The 16,014-nt window shown below is 49.3% G+C and carries 15 protein-coding genes; 4 read left to right on the plus strand and 11 right to left on the minus strand.

The annotated features are described in order from the left end of the window. From AC1BI1_RS07410 to AC1BI1_RS07425, 4 genes are all read left to right on the plus strand, one after another. A partial coding sequence (locus tag AC1BI1_RS07410) for a transposase (RefSeq protein ID WP_476716654.1) occupies positions 1–679 on the plus strand: 679 nt, incomplete at its 5' end. A 213-nt stretch (positions 680–892) separates the two neighbouring features. After that, positions 893–1,585 (plus strand): AzlC family ABC transporter permease, encoded by a 693-nt coding sequence (locus tag AC1BI1_RS07415; RefSeq protein ID WP_476716655.1) that lies wholly within the window; start codon positions 893–895, stop codon positions 1,583–1,585. Then, the gene (locus AC1BI1_RS07420) at positions 1,564–1,878 is read left to right on the plus strand and encodes an AzlD domain-containing protein (RefSeq protein ID WP_476716656.1); all 315 of its coding nucleotides are present in this window, start codon (positions 1,564–1,566) and stop codon (positions 1,876–1,878) included. Before AC1BI1_RS07415 ends, AC1BI1_RS07420 begins: the two co-directional genes overlap by 22 nt. 186 nt (positions 1,879–2,064) lie before the next feature. Further along, on the plus strand, positions 2,065–2,628 hold the full coding sequence (locus AC1BI1_RS07425; RefSeq protein WP_476716657.1) for a Uma2 family endonuclease: 564 nt from the start codon (positions 2,065–2,067) through the stop codon (positions 2,626–2,628). 270 nt (positions 2,629–2,898) lie between these two features. On the opposite strand, the gene AC1BI1_RS07430 is transcribed toward AC1BI1_RS07425, so the two are convergent. From AC1BI1_RS07430 to AC1BI1_RS07480, 11 genes are all read right to left on the minus strand, one after another. Then, the gene (locus AC1BI1_RS07430; protein WP_476716658.1) at positions 2,899–3,885 is read right to left on the minus strand and encodes a carbohydrate kinase family protein; all 987 of its coding nucleotides are present in this window, start codon (positions 3,883–3,885) and stop codon (positions 2,899–2,901) included. 113 nt (positions 3,886–3,998) lie between these two features. Continuing rightward, on the minus strand, positions 3,999–5,474 hold the full coding sequence (locus AC1BI1_RS07435; RefSeq protein WP_476716659.1) for a rhamnulokinase: 1,476 nt from the start codon (positions 5,472–5,474) through the stop codon (positions 3,999–4,001). A gap of 39 nt (positions 5,475–5,513) precedes the next feature. Further along, on the minus strand, positions 5,514–6,110 hold the full coding sequence (locus AC1BI1_RS07440; RefSeq protein ID WP_476716660.1) for an aldolase: 597 nt from the start codon (positions 6,108–6,110) through the stop codon (positions 5,514–5,516). Beyond that, a complete protein-coding gene (locus tag AC1BI1_RS07445; protein WP_476716661.1) occupies positions 6,094–7,887 on the minus strand; it encodes an aldehyde ferredoxin oxidoreductase family protein in 1,794 nt (597 codons plus the stop codon). Before AC1BI1_RS07445 ends, AC1BI1_RS07440 begins: the two co-directional genes overlap by 17 nt. A 32-nt stretch (positions 7,888–7,919) precedes the next feature. Next, complete coding sequence (locus AC1BI1_RS07450) at positions 7,920–8,159, minus strand: MoaD/ThiS family protein (RefSeq protein ID WP_476716662.1); 240 nt, start codon at positions 8,157–8,159, stop codon at positions 7,920–7,922. 98 nt (positions 8,160–8,257) lie between these two features. Then, on the minus strand, positions 8,258–9,268 hold the full coding sequence (locus tag AC1BI1_RS07455; protein WP_476716663.1) for a substrate-binding domain-containing protein: 1,011 nt from the start codon (positions 9,266–9,268) through the stop codon (positions 8,258–8,260). 141 nt (positions 9,269–9,409) lie between these two features. After that, complete coding sequence (locus AC1BI1_RS07460; protein WP_476716664.1) at positions 9,410–10,399, minus strand: ABC transporter permease; 990 nt, start codon at positions 10,397–10,399, stop codon at positions 9,410–9,412. 56 nt (positions 10,400–10,455) lie between these two features. Then, positions 10,456–11,958 carry a sugar ABC transporter ATP-binding protein gene (locus tag AC1BI1_RS07465; RefSeq protein ID WP_476716746.1) on the minus strand — a complete coding sequence of 501 codons (1,503 nt, stop codon included), beginning with the start codon at positions 11,956–11,958 and terminating at the stop codon, positions 10,456–10,458. Between the two features lie 60 nt (positions 11,959–12,018). Next, the gene (locus tag AC1BI1_RS07470; RefSeq protein WP_476716665.1) at positions 12,019–13,821 is read right to left on the minus strand and encodes an L-fucose isomerase; all 1,803 of its coding nucleotides are present in this window, start codon (positions 13,819–13,821) and stop codon (positions 12,019–12,021) included. A gap of 51 nt (positions 13,822–13,872) precedes the next feature. Next, positions 13,873–14,301: a D-ribose pyranase gene (rbsD, locus tag AC1BI1_RS07475; protein ID WP_476716666.1), complete on the minus strand. Its 429-nt coding sequence runs from the start codon at positions 14,299–14,301 to the stop codon at positions 13,873–13,875. Positions 14,302–14,316: 15 nt separating this feature from the next. After that, positions 14,317–16,005 (minus strand): ribulokinase, encoded by a 1,689-nt coding sequence (locus tag AC1BI1_RS07480; protein ID WP_476716667.1) that lies wholly within the window; start codon positions 16,003–16,005, stop codon positions 14,317–14,319. Positions 16,006–16,014 lie beyond the last annotated feature (9 nt).

Here is a 16,014-nt window from a genome sequence, read left to right on the forward strand (position 1 = left end):
AGTGGAAGTAACCGCTGCTAATGTTTATGACGGCGAGGCAGCCAAAAGCCTAATAGACCAGCAGCCCGAGGGACGAAAGCCAGCCCGCATGCTGGGAGATACCTGTTACGGCACGGGTCCCGTCCGTAAAGACATGGAAGAGCGCCAGGTGGAAGTAATAGCCCCGGTGGCCGAGGCCAGGAACCCCAAAGGATTTCTCAAAAAGAGCGATTTCCAGCTAGACCTAAAGGCTCAAACTTGCCGCTGTCCGGCCGGACATCAAGCCGTAAAAGTGCGCCGCGACCACAAAACTAATGAACCCAAAGCCTTTGACTTCTCCCCTGCGCAGTGCCAGACCTGCCCTTTAAAAGGCCGGTGCTTTGACAATAAAAAAGGTTACCGCACCATTCCGGTGCATCCCTATGAACGTTATCTTCAAGAAGGCAGGAAGCAACAAGAAACGCCAGAATTTAGAGCGGAATACCGCCGGCATCGCCCGGCCATAGAACGCAAACAGGCAGAAATGGTACGCCATGGTGTACGTAAAGCCCGCTACTTTGGCCTGGCTAAAGTCCGGCTACAAATGCTCTTTGTAGCGGCTACTGTTAACTACAAACGTTTAATCAAAAAACTCCAGGAGAAGGCAGAAGCCTCCTTAAAAAATCAAGTTACCAGCCCAGGGATAAGTGTCGCTACTTAGCTGGGAATAAACGGAAATACCAGGAAAAATCAAGGAGCATGATAGTTATTATGAGCCAAAACCATCCCTATGTGCCTCCGTAAGACCGTTTCTATCGCCTAATTTCTGTTAAACAGTTTTTGGGCATAGAAGTTCTTATCCCTAAATAAATGGGTATTGGTCAACAGTCTCCTAGGCTTATTGTAAGATGGGACAGGCAAGGGGGCTTTAAGAATGGACTGGCGAGAAGAAATGGGGCGCGGTCTAAAAAGCGCCTTGCCCATTGTCCTGGGCTATCTACCTCTGGGCTTTGTCTACGGTGTGCTGGCCCGGGAAGCCGGGTTAGATCTTTTCACCACTGTGCTAATGTCGGTGCTCGTGTACGCCGGCTCCGCCCAGTTTATCGCCGTCAGCCTCCTGGCCAGCGGCGCTGCAGTTCTCTCCATTGTTTTTACTGTTTTTTTAGTCAACCTGCGCCACTTGCTTATGAGCGCTTCCCTGGTGCCCTATCTCAGACGGTACCATCCTGCCCTTTTAGCCTTGCTCTCGGCAGAAATCACGGACGAAACCTTTGCCATGGCCATGGCCCATTACGCGGACCACGAGCCAAGCCTTTTTTATCATTTTACCTTGCACCTTACTTCCCACTTCTCCTGGGTGCTGGCTTCCCTCCTCGGCGGCCTAACGGGTAATCTTTTGGGAGACCCCGGCCGTTTGGGCTTCAATTTTGCCTTGCCGGCCATGTTTATCATCCTGCTCATCCTGCAGCTCAAAAATAAAAAGACCCTGCTGGTAGCAGGGATGGCCGGAGCTTTATCGGTAGCTATTGCGCTTTTTTTGCCCGGCAACTGGAATATTATCCTAGCCGCTTGTTTAGCGGCCACTATTGGGGTGGCGGTGGAACCATGGATCGACAGATCCTGTTAGTTATCCTCGGTATGGCTTTAGTAACCTATTTGCCCCGCACGTTGCCTCTGGTAATCTTAAGCCGAACGCAACTGCCGGATATATTTTTACGCTGGCTAAGTTATATTCCTGCGGCTGTGTTAGCTGCTCTGCTGGCCCCCGCTTTATTTCTACCTGAGGGAAAATTCGCCCTGGTGGGAAACCCCTATCTCCTAGCAGCTATACCCACCGGCCTGGTAGCTATAAGGACGCGCAGCATAGCCCTTACCATCTTATGCGGTATGGGAGCCATGGTCTTATTAAATTACATTTAACTCTGCCAACCAAGTCCGCTCCTCTCTACGGGGTAGCCAAGCATGAAATGGCAGCCTGCAAGGCCAGGCCGAGGAATAAATTGGAGGAAAAGTTAGTCCCTTGCTAAGGAGCAGGCTTAAAGCTAAAATTAAGGTAAAAAGGCTACCGGAAGGAAGCTAATACCAGAGGAATGGAGGTGTAACCGAATGAGCGTTATACTGGCAGAACTGGCGGCAGGGCAGGAGCGGTATACCTATGAAGATTATTGCCGCCTGCCGGAAGGAGCACCTTATCAACTCATCGGAGGGAAACTAGTGATGACGCCTTCGCCCACACCTTATCACCAGATGGTGTCTATGAAATTGGAGTTACAAATGGCAGGCTATATTTTGGAAAAAGGATTAGGTATTGTGTTATATGCCCCGCTCGATGTCTACCTGGATGAAACGGAAACCTACCAGCCGGATATAATTTTTATTTCCAATGAAAGGCTAGATATCATTGAGGAGAAATGCATTAAAGGTGCTCCTGACCTGGTGGTAGAGATTCTCTCCCCCAATACCGCTTATTATGACCTGCGCAGTAAATACAAGGTTTATGAAAAGAAGGGTGTCCAGGAATACTGGATAGTCGATCCCCAAGCTAAATCGATACAAATTTTTTATTCGCGAGAAGGTAAGTTTGTACTAGATCAGGAAGCAGAGGCAGAGGGAGTAGTCAAGTCGCGGGTAATTCCTGGATTGGAAGTCCGGGTAGAAAGTATTTTCTAAGCCCCGCCAAAGTTTGTTCGCGCCCTACAGGAGCTACAGCAGAATCTTTTCGTCTGCACGGGGTCCTTTGTGCAAGCCGCCGCTATTGCCGCCCTATATACCGCACATCGCCGGCAGCAAACACGCTGGAGATGTTGGTCTGGTTTTCGTTTTTCCTAGCCTGTTCCTGGACCACTTTGTTGGCACCTATGATGCCCCCACCGTTAACGGCGGAAATGATACTCTGCTGGCAAAGTTGGTGAGGAAGATGGCTTCTTCTTCCATGGCGGCCTACTCAGTGCTCAGTAGTTCCTCTACTTCTTTCCTCAGGGGCAGAGCAGGTATTACGCCTGGACGGGTACACGTGAGGGCAGCGGCCGCATTTCCCCATCGCCCGAGTTTTACTAGCCACTCCTTATCCAGATCCTCTAAAGCAACCCCTTGCTCCAGAGCTCCGGCCAATATCGTGAGCATCCCGGCCATAAAGGCATCCCCGGCCCCGGTGGTATCCACGGGATTTACCTGGAAAGGCGGGAGCAGAACCCTTTCCCTTTTTTCCGCCACCCAGGCCCCTTGTTCGCCCCGGGTCACAGCCACCAGCTTAGGCCCTTTTTCCAGCAAGAAAGTAATGCCCGCAGCCATTTCTTCCTTGACCCCTGACAAGAACTGCAGTTCCTCCTCGTTGAGCTTAATTACGTCGGCCAAACTGACAGCCGCCAGTATTTCTTCTCGGGCTCGCTCCCGGCTTGGCCAGAGGGAAAGGCGAAGATTGGGATCAAAGGAAATGACGGCACCTTCCGCCCTAGCTAGCTGCACCGCTTCTAGGCTGGCACTGCGGGCCGGCTCCACCGTAAGGGAAACGGAGCTGAAGTGAAGGATCCGAGTAGCCTTTAGGACATCCTGAGGTAACTCTTCAGGGGAAAGCCGGGTATCGGCCGTACCGCAGCGGTAAAAGGCAAATTCGGGGACGGCCCGTTGGTTTAAGGCTACAAAAACCAAGGTGGTGTTGGCTTCTGGGTCCCGTAGGAGGCCACGCGCATCGACTCCATTTTCCTCCAGGACCTCTTTTAAATGATCGCCGAAGGCGTCCTGGCCTACCTTGCCGATGAAGCCGGCGCGGCCACCTAAGCGGGCCACTCCAACGGCCACATTGGCCGGCCCCCCGCCAGCAGCGCGCCTGAACTCTTGGACTTCTGATAAGCGAAAACCAGTGTCTTTGCCCACGAAATCAATCAAAATCTCGCCTATGGAAACTACATCCAGTGTTTTACGTTCCATTTTTTATTTCCCCTCATAGTCTCGTTCCTTTATACAGGCCCCGTTTCTTCAGTGCATTTTTCAATACCCTGGAAGCAAAGCTAATTGGGACCAGTGCATAATAAGGGGTATTGCTAAGACCAATATTTTAGAAGCTCCTCAAACTTCCTGTACGCTTCTTCCCAAACTGGCCTATCCTGAGGCTCATACCCTTTGAGCTCGCAGGAATCGTTCACTACCCGCCGTAGCTCGGCAAAAGAAGCAAGCTGTTTTAAGGCCATGGCTTGCACTAACAGATTCCCCGTAGCTGTGGCCTCTACTGGCCCGGCCAACACCAGACGGCCTGTAGCATTAGCTGTAAACTGACAAAAGAGCTCATTCTTACTACCCCCGCCTACTATATGGATAACCCCGAGCCGTCTACCTAGAATCTCTTCTATCCTATCAAGTACCCACCTGTATTTTAAAGCCAGGCTTTCCAGGGCACACCTTATAATCTCCCCCTTTCTTTGGGGTACGGGTTGGCCTGTTTCCTGGCAGAATTTCTGGATGGCCACCGGCATATCTTCGGGATTTAAGAAAGAAGGATGGTCGGGGTCCACTAAAGAAACAAGGGGCCTAGCTTCCCGGGCCATCTGGGTTAAAGTAGTATAATCTAGAACCTCTCCTTGGCGTTCGAAGGCGCGCCGGCATTCTTGCACCAGCCATAGACCCACTACGTTCTTAAGCAGGCGGAAAGAGCCTCCTACACCGCCTTCATTGGTAAAGTTCAACCTCAAGGTATCTTGGTTAATTACCGGTTCCGGTACTTCCACCCCCACCAGGGACCAGGTTCCGGAGCTAATATATAGGTAATCCGGGGTCTGGGCCGGTACAGCGGCTACAGCGCTAGCAGTATCATGGCTTGCAGGGGCAATGACCAGCACTTCCCTGGCGCCTGTCTCTTTGGCCACCTGGGGAAGCAGGGTTCCTAAAATAGTGCCAGGTGGGTGTATTTCAGGTAAGATAGAAGAGGGAAGTTCCAAGGAAGTCAACAATTCTCTAGCCCAATCCTTTTTTCTGGGGTCATACATTTGGGTGGTGGTGGCTATGGTAAACTCACTGGCCTTCTGCCCTGTAAGAAAGAAATTAAAGAGATCGGGCATCATGAGAAAAGTTTTAGCTTGGGCCAGCAGGGAGGGCTGTTGCAATCTATAAGCTAATAACTGGTATAGGGAATTTATAGGCATGAACTGGATACCTGTCCGGTAGAATATTTCATCCTGCGGCACCTTCTTAAAGGCTTCCTCCATCATGCCTTGGGTACGCCTATCCCGGTAATGATAGGGATTGCTTAAGAGAATATCCTTCTCTCCTAAAAGGGCGAAATCTACCCCCCACGTATCTATCCCTATACTTTGGATATCCCTTCCATAACGGGCTACAGCCAGCAGCAAACCCTTCTTTATTTCATGAAAAAGCCGCAGCACATCCCAATAAAGGCTATCTAATACCCGTACAGGCTCATTAGGAAAGCGGTAAACTTCGTCTAAAGTAAGGCGGTCATCTTCTAACGTGCCTACTATAGCCCGGCCGCTCTCTGCTCCCAGGTCAAAGGCTAGAAAACGCATGAAACCCGAACCCCTTTCTGCCTTTAGCCGCTAAAGCCATTACCAAGTGCGATACCTATCAGTACCCTTCCGGTATTCTTTAATATCCTTCTGCAGGGCTTCAGTGAAGTAAATGATCTGGCTAGAGATCTCTAAAGAAGAGGTCCACTGGTAAGCTTCCTCCAAAAACTGGCCTATGGCAAAAGTACCGTGCCCGCGTAACACTACAATTTTATATTTCTGCAGGGCCTCGGACACGATGGCGGCCACTTCTTCAGCTCCTACTGTGTACTCGGAGCTTAAGACCGGTACCCGGTGTAGAAGATAAGACCCTTCAGAATCTAGAGGGATTATCTCATCCCGCGTTAGGGAGAGGGCTACAGTAACCGGGGGATGGGCATGGATTATGGCCAGGGCTGAAGTTTTTTTATAGATGGCCCGGTGGACGCCTATCTCTGTAGAGGCCAGGGCTATATGGCTGTCGTCCTTCTCCAGACCGGTTTCAATGAGGTCATGCTCCTTTAACCGGCCTATCATGGAACCCCGCCGGGTGATAAGTATCCGGTCTCCTAGTCTTACACTCATGTTACCCCCATGGGAACTGACGAGCCCAGCCAAAAAAAGATCCCGGCCTATATCTCTAAATTCCTGGTACATTTTGATCCTCCTCAAGTAAGCCTAGCTCGGCTAATTTTTTAGCAGTAGGTTTCCCGTCAGCATCCCAACCGCGGAAACGGTAATACTCCTCTAGCATCTTTTGAAGCTCTACTTTCTGGCCGGATGAGGGCCCTTGGGTATGGGGTTGTTCGAGGATACGTAAAGGTAAGGTATCGTCTTCCTTAGTGAATCCCGCCCGCAGGTTATACAGGCGCTCTAAGTTATAAATGCGTTCACCGATGCGCTGCAAATCCTGCGCTTTATATTCCTTGCCCAGAGCAGCCGTCAAAAGCCGGGCAAAATATTCATCGGAGATGGCGAAAGTGGCAAAAACGCAAGCTACCAGAGAATCTACAGCAGCCCAGGAATTCTGGATAACTATTACTATCCCTGCTTTGCCCGAGGTAGCGAAACGGTCTATGAGTTTAGGCGCACCCAACACCTCTGGCCCCAGCATATTAGCCCTTAGGTGACACCCACCACGGTTGGAGGTGGCATAGGCCAACCCTTGTCCCTTCATTCCCCGGGGATCATAGGCAGGGAGCTCTAGCCCTTTTACCTGCATGGCCACTTCCGGTGCTCCACATCTTTCGGCTAGCCTTTTAGAGCCCTCCGCCAAAAGATCGCCTATGCCTTGCCGATAAGCTATTTTTTTAATGATCTCGGGGAGCAAGGCTGCATCGCCAAAGGAAAGCCGCTCATTTAGGAGACCTTGCTGGCTTAACTCCATGGCACAGGCTATAGTAGCACCCGTGGAAATAGTGTCTAGTCCCAGCTCGTTGCAGAGAACATTTGCTTTAATTATAGCCTCCAAATTATCAATACCGCAGTCGGCACCCAAAGCCCACACCGTTTCATACTCTGGCCCGTGGACTACCCCTTCGCCTATCTTTATCTCCCGGCCACACCCGATGGGGCAGCCCCAGCAGGCAGTTCTCTTAAACAAGAGCCTCTCCATAGCCTCTCCCGAAATATTCTCAGCTCCTTCAAAATGGGGCTCTCGGTAGTTTCTCGTAGGAAAGGCGCCTATCTCATTTAAAATATTAACGAGCATGGAAGTACCAAACTGAGGCAGCCCTTTAGACGTAATGGGATTAGCCTTAATTTGTTTCCGGGCTTCATATAATATAAAGTCGAACTGTTCCGGGTCGGCGATTCTAGGCTTCTTTGAGCCCTCAACGACTATGGCTTTCAAATTTTTAGAACCCATTACCGCGCCTACGCCGCCCCGGCCGAAAGCCCGCCTGCCCTCGGCTATTATGGCAGCAAACCGGACCAAATTCTCTCCTGCCGGCCCTATGCAGATAACTGAAGAATTCTCCCCCTGTTTAAGGGCTTGTAAAGTAGAAAACGTATCTTTACCCCAGAGTTCTGGGGCTTCTTTTATTTCCACCCCCTTTTCACTTAAGCTTAAATACACCGGCTTAGGCGCCTTGCCCCTTATGAGCAGGGCGTCATAGCCGGCCTGCTTTAGCTTAACCCCAAAGCTTCCCCCTACATTGGAATCATGGATGGTGCCCGTAAGGGGAGATTTGGTAGAGAGGCTAGCCCGCCCTGTGGCCGGAGCTTTGGTAGCCGTAAGGGGCCCTGTGGCAAATACCAGGATATTTTCGGGGCTTAAAGGATCGGTAGTAGGAGGCACGCTATCCCATACTAGCCTCGCCCCTAGACCCCTTCCGCCCAAATATTTTTGGGCTAAATCAATGGGTAGCTCCCTGACCTCTATACTATGGGTAGTAAGATCGATATCTAAGATTTTCCCCATCCAGCCGTACATAGAAGTTAACCTCGCCTTCGCTTAAGATGTCCTTAGCCGCCTCCCAACGGTGGAAAAACGCTTACCACATCGCCAGGTAAAAGTTGTCTCTGCGGAGTAGCATGTACACCATTTACTAAGATTAACATCGGCTCTGCTAGAGGAACGTTAAGCTTTCCTAGCACGTCAGCTACCTGAGCAGTGGTTTCTATTTCTAGCTTTAATGTGCCGTTTCCTTTTTCCTTAGGAAGATACCGGCGCAGATGCCCAAACAAGCGGACTTCGATTATCATAGGTCCTGATTCACACCTTGTATGCTTGATCGTTTCAGGCTAAAGTTTCCAGCCCAACCGGCCCTAAAGCCGGTTGGGCTGGGCCTAGTGCCTCTAAACTACTCGTACAGCAGCGGCTTAATTTGCGGGGAATCTATGTTCGACTTATCGTACCAGTGGAACCCCGTATCGATCTGCTTCGGTAGTTTCTCACCCTTTATAGCCTTCACAGCCGCCTCAACAGCCTTGTACCCTATGTTGATGGGGTCCTGGGTTATAGCGCCAGCCATTATACCGTTACGGATAGCATCCATCTGCAGCTTACCAGAATCGTAACCGACAATAACAATTTTACCTTCTTTCTTCAGCTCTTTTACAGCATTTATGATCCCCACTGCAGAACCTTCATTGGCGCCGAAGAAACCTTTGAGGTTAGGATAGGCTTGAATAATGGCCTTCGCCAGGTCGGTAGATTTGAGCTGGTCGCCACCGCCATACTGGATATCGACAATCTTGATTTTAGGATATTTTTCCTTAATGCGGTTAACAAAACCATCGCGGCGGTCGATGCCGGTACGGCTGGTCTGGTCATGCACGATTAGAGCGATCTCTCCTTCTCCACCGATAAGCTCTGCCATTTTATCAGCAGCAAAAGCAGCTGCAGCAACATTGTTGGTGGCAACAGTAGTAACGGGAATATCACTGTCTACACCCGAGTCAAACCCGATAACTGGAATGTTTGCTGCTTTAGCTTTTTCCAAGAGAGGTATGACCGCCTTGCTGTCTAGAGCAGCTAAGCCGATGGCGCTGGGGTTTTTGCTCAAGGCAGCTTGGAGCATATCGATCTGTTTGTCCACCTGGGATTCACTTTCTGGCCCCTCAAAAGTGATGTCTACATTGTAATCTTTTGCGGCTTTCTCCGCACCCAATTTTACAGCTTGCCAGAACTGGTGCTGGAAACCTTTAGAAATAAGAGGAATATAGGGTTTCTTACCGGATTCCGTCTGTTTCGTCTCCCCTTGCTGGGGCGCGGCTTGCTTCGTTTCCGTCTTCTGGCCACAACCGGCCACTAGCGCGAGGGCAAGCAATAGACTCACAAAAAGGGTAAAGAATTTAATGTTCTTCCGCATGATAGTAACCTCCTTTAGAGACATTCTTATTTGGTGTTATAATTTGAAGGGTTATAAATTGTTAAAGGTTACAAAATACCTACATACTTCATTCCCCCTCCCTATGGTCAAAACCGCTTATCACAAAGCGCTAATAAAGTATTACTGCTTACGGCGCCGGATTATATCCGCATACACGGCCATTATGACTATAGCGCCAATCACTACCATCTGCCACTCTTGTGGGACGGAAAGGATACGTAACCCATTGGTCAGCACGCTCATTATAAACGCGCCTATGACCGTTCCTAATATACTGCCCTCACCGCCGCTAAGAGAAGTACCGCCGATAACAGCTGCCGCTATGGCTTCCAACTCATACCCCATACCCAAGGATGGCTGGGCAGAGTTAAGGCGGGATGCCATTATAACACCAGCTAATCCGCTGAACATTCCGCAGAGTGTATAGATAGCCATCTTCCAGGCGTCAACATTTATTCCCGAAAGGCGAGTAGCTTCTTCATTGCTACCGAGGGCAAAATTATATCTGCCCAATACTGTCTTGGTGAGAATAATACTAGCGATCACGGCTACGCCTAAGAAAATGACTACTGCATTGGGAATACCCAAGAGAGAACCCATAGCGATCTCTCGGAAGACCGGGGTGCTGGTAAAGTAAATGGGCTTAGAATGGGAAATAACAAGGGAAAGCCCCCGCGCGATCATCATCATGCCTAAGGTGGCAATAAAGGGCGGTATTTTTAACTTAGCCGTAACCGAGCCATTAATAAAACCGCATAGCGCTCCTGTAGCTAGCCCACCCAGTACGCCCAAGGCAACGGGTAGCTTCCAAAAGGTAATGAATACACCGGTCATAACTGCGGATAAGGTCATGACCGTACCAATGGATAGGTCAATTCCTCCACTGATGATAACAAAGGTTACCCCCACCGCTAGTACACCATTAACGGCAGTGGAGAGCAAAATGCCTACTATATTATCAAACGTGGCAAAATTTGGTGAAGCCAGAGAAAATACTACCAGCATTATAATCAAGCTAGCAAAAGCAGCCAGCTTCTGTACAGCATCTGCGCGGAGCAGGGATTTTTTGCGGGACGTCTCTAATTCCACGGTTAAGGGTTTATTTTCCATATTACAAAACCTCCGAGACCGATATTTAACACAAAACTCTTTCCACAACCCCACTTTCATTTTGCATGCATAGTAGCATATTTCATAATAAGTTCTTCCGTAGCCTCCCTGGCATTTAATTCGCCTGTAATACGGCCCTCACACATTACAAGGATGCGGTGGCTCATGCGTAAGATTTCCGGGAGTTCTGAGGAGATCATGATAATCGATTTTCCGCTTTCAGCTAAATCGTTGAGTAGCCTGTAGATTTCGCTTTTGGCCCCAACATCGATACCCCGAGTGGGTTCATCAAAGATCAAGATATCGCAGTTGCGCGTAAGCCATTTTCCTATAACTACTTTCTGCTGATTCCCGCCGGAAAGATATTTAACCTTTTGTTGCAGGTTAGGCGTTTTGATTTTAAGTTCATTTACCCGTAATTGGGCCTCTCTCCGGGTCTTAGCCCTCTTAACCCAGCCGAGAAAACCCCGGAACTTTTCTAGGCTAGCCAGGACAATATTGGTTTCCACATCCATATCTAGCACTAAACCGTAACGCTTGCGGTCCTCGGAGAGGTAACCGATCCCGTGCTTGACGGCGTCTTTAGGGCTCCTGATCTTTACCTTCCGACCCCGTACGTAGATTTCCCCCGCATCGATAGGGTCTGCACCGAAAATAGCCCTGGCCACTTCTGTCCGGCCAGCACCCATCAGACCAGCAAAACCGAGTATTTCACCTTTTTTCAGAGTGAAGCTTATGTCTTTAATAATACGACCACGTCTAAGATTCTTTAGTTCTAGTACAACTTCTTGACTCCGCAGTTCCGGGTTCATACGAGAGCTCTCATAAATTTCTCGCCCTACCATCATACTGATGATATGGTCAATAGTAGCATCGGGGGTAGCGACGGTGTTGATGTAACGACCGTCGCGCATTACTGTGATACGGTCCGAAATTTGCTTAACTTCCTCCAAGCGATGGGATATAAAAACTATCCCCACCCCTCTATCCCGAAGCTGGCGGATGATGCGAAAAAGCTCTTTGACTTCCGCCTCCGTCAGTGCTGCCGTCGGTTCATCCATAATTAATACCTCGGAATTGAAGGAAAGGGCTTTGGCTATCTCCACCATTTGCTGCTTGGCCACGGTAAGGTCGGAAACCTTGGCCCGTGGATCTAGGTCTAGGTGTAGCATATCGAGCAAGTATTTTGTCTTTTCGTTTATGGCTTTTTCATCTAGGATAAACCTCAAGCCTTGGCGGGGCTCACGGCCAATAAAGATATTCTGGGCCACCGTCAAGTGGGGCATAAGGTTAAATTCCTGGTGGATCATGCTGATCCCTAATTCTTGTGCGGCCCTAGGGTTGGCGATCTCCACTTCCTTCCCCTTGTACAAGATGCGTCCAACATCTTTTGTATACACGCCAGCCAGTATTTTCATCAGAGTGGACTTACCTGCACCATTTTCGCCAACCAGAGCGTGTACCTCGCCCGACCGCAGCTCAAAACGACATTCTTTTAGTGCGTGTACACCCGGAAAAGACTTCTCTATCCCTTCCATTACCACTAAAGTTTCACCCAACTGGTACCACCCCAGATCCGGATATCCCCCAGTAGAGTCGCCTTCAGGCTTCAAAAAAAATCACATCCCTCTACCATACAGCGGGCCAAAATTCTGGCAGGCCCTGTAGTCGGTATCCACGGAATCTACAGGTCCAAAGGCGCCCCACGCGCTGGGACGGAAGATCCTCTCCTCCGGAACATTATGCATGCATACAGGGATGCGCAATATCGAAGCTAAGGTGATGAGTTCGGCTCCTATATGGCCATAGCTTACTGCAGCATGATTGGCTCCCCAATTGTTCATAACTGAATAAACGTCTTTGAAGGGACCCTTGCCAGTCAGAATAGGTACGAACCATGTTGTGGGCCAGGTGGGATTGGTCCGTTCATTAAGGAGGTAATGAATATCCTCAGGTAAATCTACAGTATACCCTTCTGCAATCTGCAGGACTGGACCTAATCCCTTAACGATATTTATCCTCGACATCGTTACCGGCATCCCGCCTTTGGTAAGGAAGCTAACCGAGAACCCGCCACCCCTGAAATATTCCCTGATAGCAGGATGCCACGTGGCAGCATCAAGACATTTCTTTACTTCTTCTGGAGTAATCTCCCAGAAGGGTTTTATTGCCGGCTGCCCATCGATGGACTGCTGCCCTGTACCATCCAATGCGGCTGAGCCTGAATTAATTAGATGTATTATACCGTTTGAGGCCAGTCCAGTAAGCTTTCTACCTGTAACCCGTTTTACTGCTTCAGGGCTCCAGTATGTCCTGACATCTGCAAAAACTTGGGCCGTATTGGTCAATAGGTGGCCGAACAACATCGCTACAGCGTTTAAGCTGTCATTTTCTGTAGCAAGAATAAAAGGTGGACGTAGGCCGTTCCAATCGAAGGAGGAGTTAAGAATAGCCTCTGTAAAATCGCCATTGGGAAAGTGATCAGTCCACTGCCTCTGGCCCTGGAATCCCGCAGCAATAGCGTTATGCCCTTCCGCTTCTTCAAGATACCCTAATTCAGCCAATTTGGGATTGCCCACCATAAGATCCCTTATAATGAGGGTCATTTTAACCACAGTTTCCCATTCTCTATCTTTTTTCTCCCTTGATGCCTGCCGTGCCGGTGGATTGGGTTCTCTGCCCTCTTGGCAATTCTGTTTTACCCAGGCGAGCGCCTTCTCGTATTCTTCTTCATCGTAGATCTTTTCTTCTATCCTCCGGACGAGCTCGGACATGTCCACATATTCGACCCTCATCCCCAGGTAGCTCTCAAAGAAATCCGGGTCTACTATAGAGCCAGCTATGCCCATGGAAACGCCACCTATGGCGAGATAGGATTTCCCCCTCATAATGGCCACAGCTAAACCCGCTCGGGCGAATTGGAGGAGTTTTTGTTTTACGTCTTCTGGAATAGTGGTGTCCCCGGCATCTTGAACATCTCTTCCATATATGCCGAAAGCAGGCAGGCCCTTTTGATTGTGTGCCGCCAACGCCGCTGCAAGATATACAGCCCCTGGCCGTTCAGTGCCGTTAAATCCCCAGATGGCTTTGGGTATATAAGGGTCCATATCTATAGTTTCTGACCCATAACACCAGCAAGGCGTAACTGTAATGGAAACCCCTACTCCTTCCCTGGCAAACTTCTCGGCGGTTCTGGCGGCCTCAGCTACCCCTCCAATCGTGGTATCAGCAATAACACATTCAACTGGCTTACCATTGGGATATCTTAGATTTTTTGTCAACAGCTCAGCAACGGCTTTAGCCATCCCCATTGTCTGTTCCTCTAGCGATTCCCTTACGCCGCCTCGCCGGCCATCAATCACCGGGCGAATGCCTATTTTGGGTAAGCTCCCCATTAACCTGTAATCCCCTTGTACTGCCATGTTTTCCCCTACTCTCCTTTTCTGAAATTGGAATTATTCATTAGCTTAAGGTTAAAACTCTACATCGAAGTCTTTCTTAAACTCATCGGCCTGTGAGGCTGCCACAAGAAGAACGTTGGCATAAGGAGTAAACTCCCCCGTCCTTACAATGAACTTCACGTTCCGTGAGTGTTCCTTAAATTGAGAATGGGGAAGCATTTCAAATTCCTGATGCTTGAAGAGATTTTTTAGCTCTCTGCACAGCTCTGGGCTTACTTTTTCTGTCTCCTCGGCCATTACCACCTTTTCCACCACAATCTCCTTTAGAATGGCTTTCAGGGTGTCCATGAAGCTCGGTATCCCCTTTATTAGAGCTAAGTCGATTCTCTTCACCTCTTTGGGGATGGGAAAGCCGGCATCGCAAATTATAAACTCATCCATATGGCCTAAACCAGCTAGTTCTCCTGATAGCTCTTTGTTTAATATACCAGCTTTTTTCAATATAGATTCTCCTTTCTATATTTTGTATTTAGAAACGGTTTGGGTTGTGGAGTACTGTTTAAGGACCTTCATTACTTCTCTGTTGGTTTCCCCGAAATATCTGTGGAGAATCCGGTAGGCTTTATAGAGCTCAGCATATCGCTCCTTTGAGGCAGGCCGCGGTTCAAAAGCTCTTCCCTCAACCTTGCCCATCCTTTTAGAAGCCTCGATTACTGAATCGTAACCGCCCTTGCTGCTACCTGCAGCACAAGCCCCTAAAACAGCAGCTCCTACTGCGGAAGCATGGGAAGTTGAAGCCCTCTTAAACGGTAAGCCTGTAACATCCGCAAAGGTCTGGGCCACCAAGTCGTTAGTAGCTAGGGTACCACAAGCGTATAACTCCTCCACAGGTATACCGTTCTCTATAACGTTGTCGATAATCATCTTAGTGCCGAAAGCCAAACTTTCTATCAAAGCGAGGTATATATGCTCGCACTTGGTTTTTAGGGTACACCCGACAATCAGCCCGCTTAGGTCCGCTGTCCCCAAGAATCGGCTCCCATTCCACCAGTCTAAAGCTACCAAGCCATGCCCTCCGGGCTCTACTCTTAATGCTCGCTCAGCCAGAACCTCATGGATGCTTATACTTCTCTCTTTTGCCTCCTGCTGAGTGTCCTTCGGTACCATGTTATCAACAAACCACGCCAGCATGTCGCCACCCGCAGCCTGTCCAGCTTCATAGCCAAAAAACCCCGGCAGGATACCGTCTTCCACTACCCCGGCTACCCCAGGAATGAACCTTTCTTCGAGGGATAAGAACATGTGACAAATGGAAGTCCCCATCACTAATACCATTTTTCCCGGAGCAGTTACCCCCAACCCCAACACCGAAGCATGGGCATCTATTATTGCTGTAGCCACCGGGGTGCCTGGCTCAAGCCCTATCCTTTGGGCAACCTCCTTAGATAATGTCCCTGCACGGGTGCCGCTGGGGTAAACCTCACCCCTTAATTTCTCATCCACCAGGTTTTCTAGCCTGGGATCCACAGAAGCCAGAAATTCTTTACTGGGATACCCCTCTTTCTTGTTCCATATGGCTTTATAACCCGCACAGCATGAGTTGCGGCATAGGTTCCCTGTAAGCTGCCATACTATCCAATCCGCAGCTTCCACAAATTGATCCGCTGCTTCGCATATTTCAGGAGCCTCTCTTAATATTTGCAAAATCTTAGGCAACATCCACTCGGAGGAAATTTTACCTCCATAGCGCTTTAGAAAATTTTCTTTTCTTTTTTCGGCTATATCGTTAATGAGATCAGCTTCCCTCTGGGCTGCATGATGCTTCCATAGTTTTACCCAGCTATGCGGATTACTGCGGTACCGCTCATCCCAGCACAAGGGCTGGCCATACTTGTCAACTGGGAGCATAGTGCAAGAGGTAAAATCTATTCCTATGCCTATAACCTGTTCAGGGAGAATACAGGCTCTTTGGATAACTTCAGGTATACCTTTGGTCAATACCTCCCAATAATCTCCTGGATCCTGTAACGCCCAATCAGGACCCAATATGATACTGATACTACTGTCTGGTAATGTAGAATCGATCACACCGTGCGGATATTTAACCACCGCCGTTGAAGCTATTTCTCCGTCTGAAGTCCGCACAAGGATAAATCTGGCTGATTCTGTGCCAAAATCGATCCCTAAGCTGTATTTATCCTTCAACTAATGATA

Source organism: Thermanaeromonas sp. DSM 22490, assembly GCF_056378755.1.

What these genes read in the sequence shown, in the direction of transcription:
- AC1BI1_RS07425 (WP_476716657.1), top strand. Translation starts at nt 2,065, where the DNA reads ATGAGCGTTATACTGGCAGAACTGGCGGCAGGGCAGGAGCGGTATACC.
- AC1BI1_RS07450 (WP_476716662.1), bottom strand. Translation starts at nt 8,159, where the DNA reads ATGATAATCGAAGTCCGCTTGTTTGGGCATCTGCGCCGGTATCTTCCT.
- AC1BI1_RS07455 (WP_476716663.1), bottom strand. Translation starts at nt 9,268, where the DNA reads ATGCGGAAGAACATTAAATTCTTTACCCTTTTTGTGAGTCTATTGCTT.
- AC1BI1_RS07470 (WP_476716665.1), bottom strand. Translation starts at nt 13,821, where the DNA reads ATGGCAGTACAAGGGGATTACAGGTTAATGGGGAGCTTACCCAAAATA.
- AC1BI1_RS07440 (WP_476716660.1), bottom strand. Translation starts at nt 6,110, where the DNA reads ATGTACCAGGAATTTAGAGATATAGGCCGGGATCTTTTTTTGGCTGGG.
- AC1BI1_RS07435 (WP_476716659.1), bottom strand. Translation starts at nt 5,474, where the DNA reads ATGCGTTTTCTAGCCTTTGACCTGGGAGCAGAGAGCGGCCGGGCTATA.
- AC1BI1_RS07445 (WP_476716661.1), bottom strand. Translation starts at nt 7,887, where the DNA reads ATGTACGGCTGGATGGGGAAAATCTTAGATATCGATCTTACTACCCAT.
- AC1BI1_RS07420 (WP_476716656.1), top strand. Translation starts at nt 1,564, where the DNA reads ATGGATCGACAGATCCTGTTAGTTATCCTCGGTATGGCTTTAGTAACC.
- AC1BI1_RS07415 (WP_476716655.1), top strand. Translation starts at nt 893, where the DNA reads ATGGACTGGCGAGAAGAAATGGGGCGCGGTCTAAAAAGCGCCTTGCCC.
- AC1BI1_RS07460 (WP_476716664.1), bottom strand. Translation starts at nt 10,399, where the DNA reads ATGGAAAATAAACCCTTAACCGTGGAATTAGAGACGTCCCGCAAAAAA.
- AC1BI1_RS07430 (WP_476716658.1), bottom strand. Translation starts at nt 3,885, where the DNA reads ATGGAACGTAAAACACTGGATGTAGTTTCCATAGGCGAGATTTTGATT.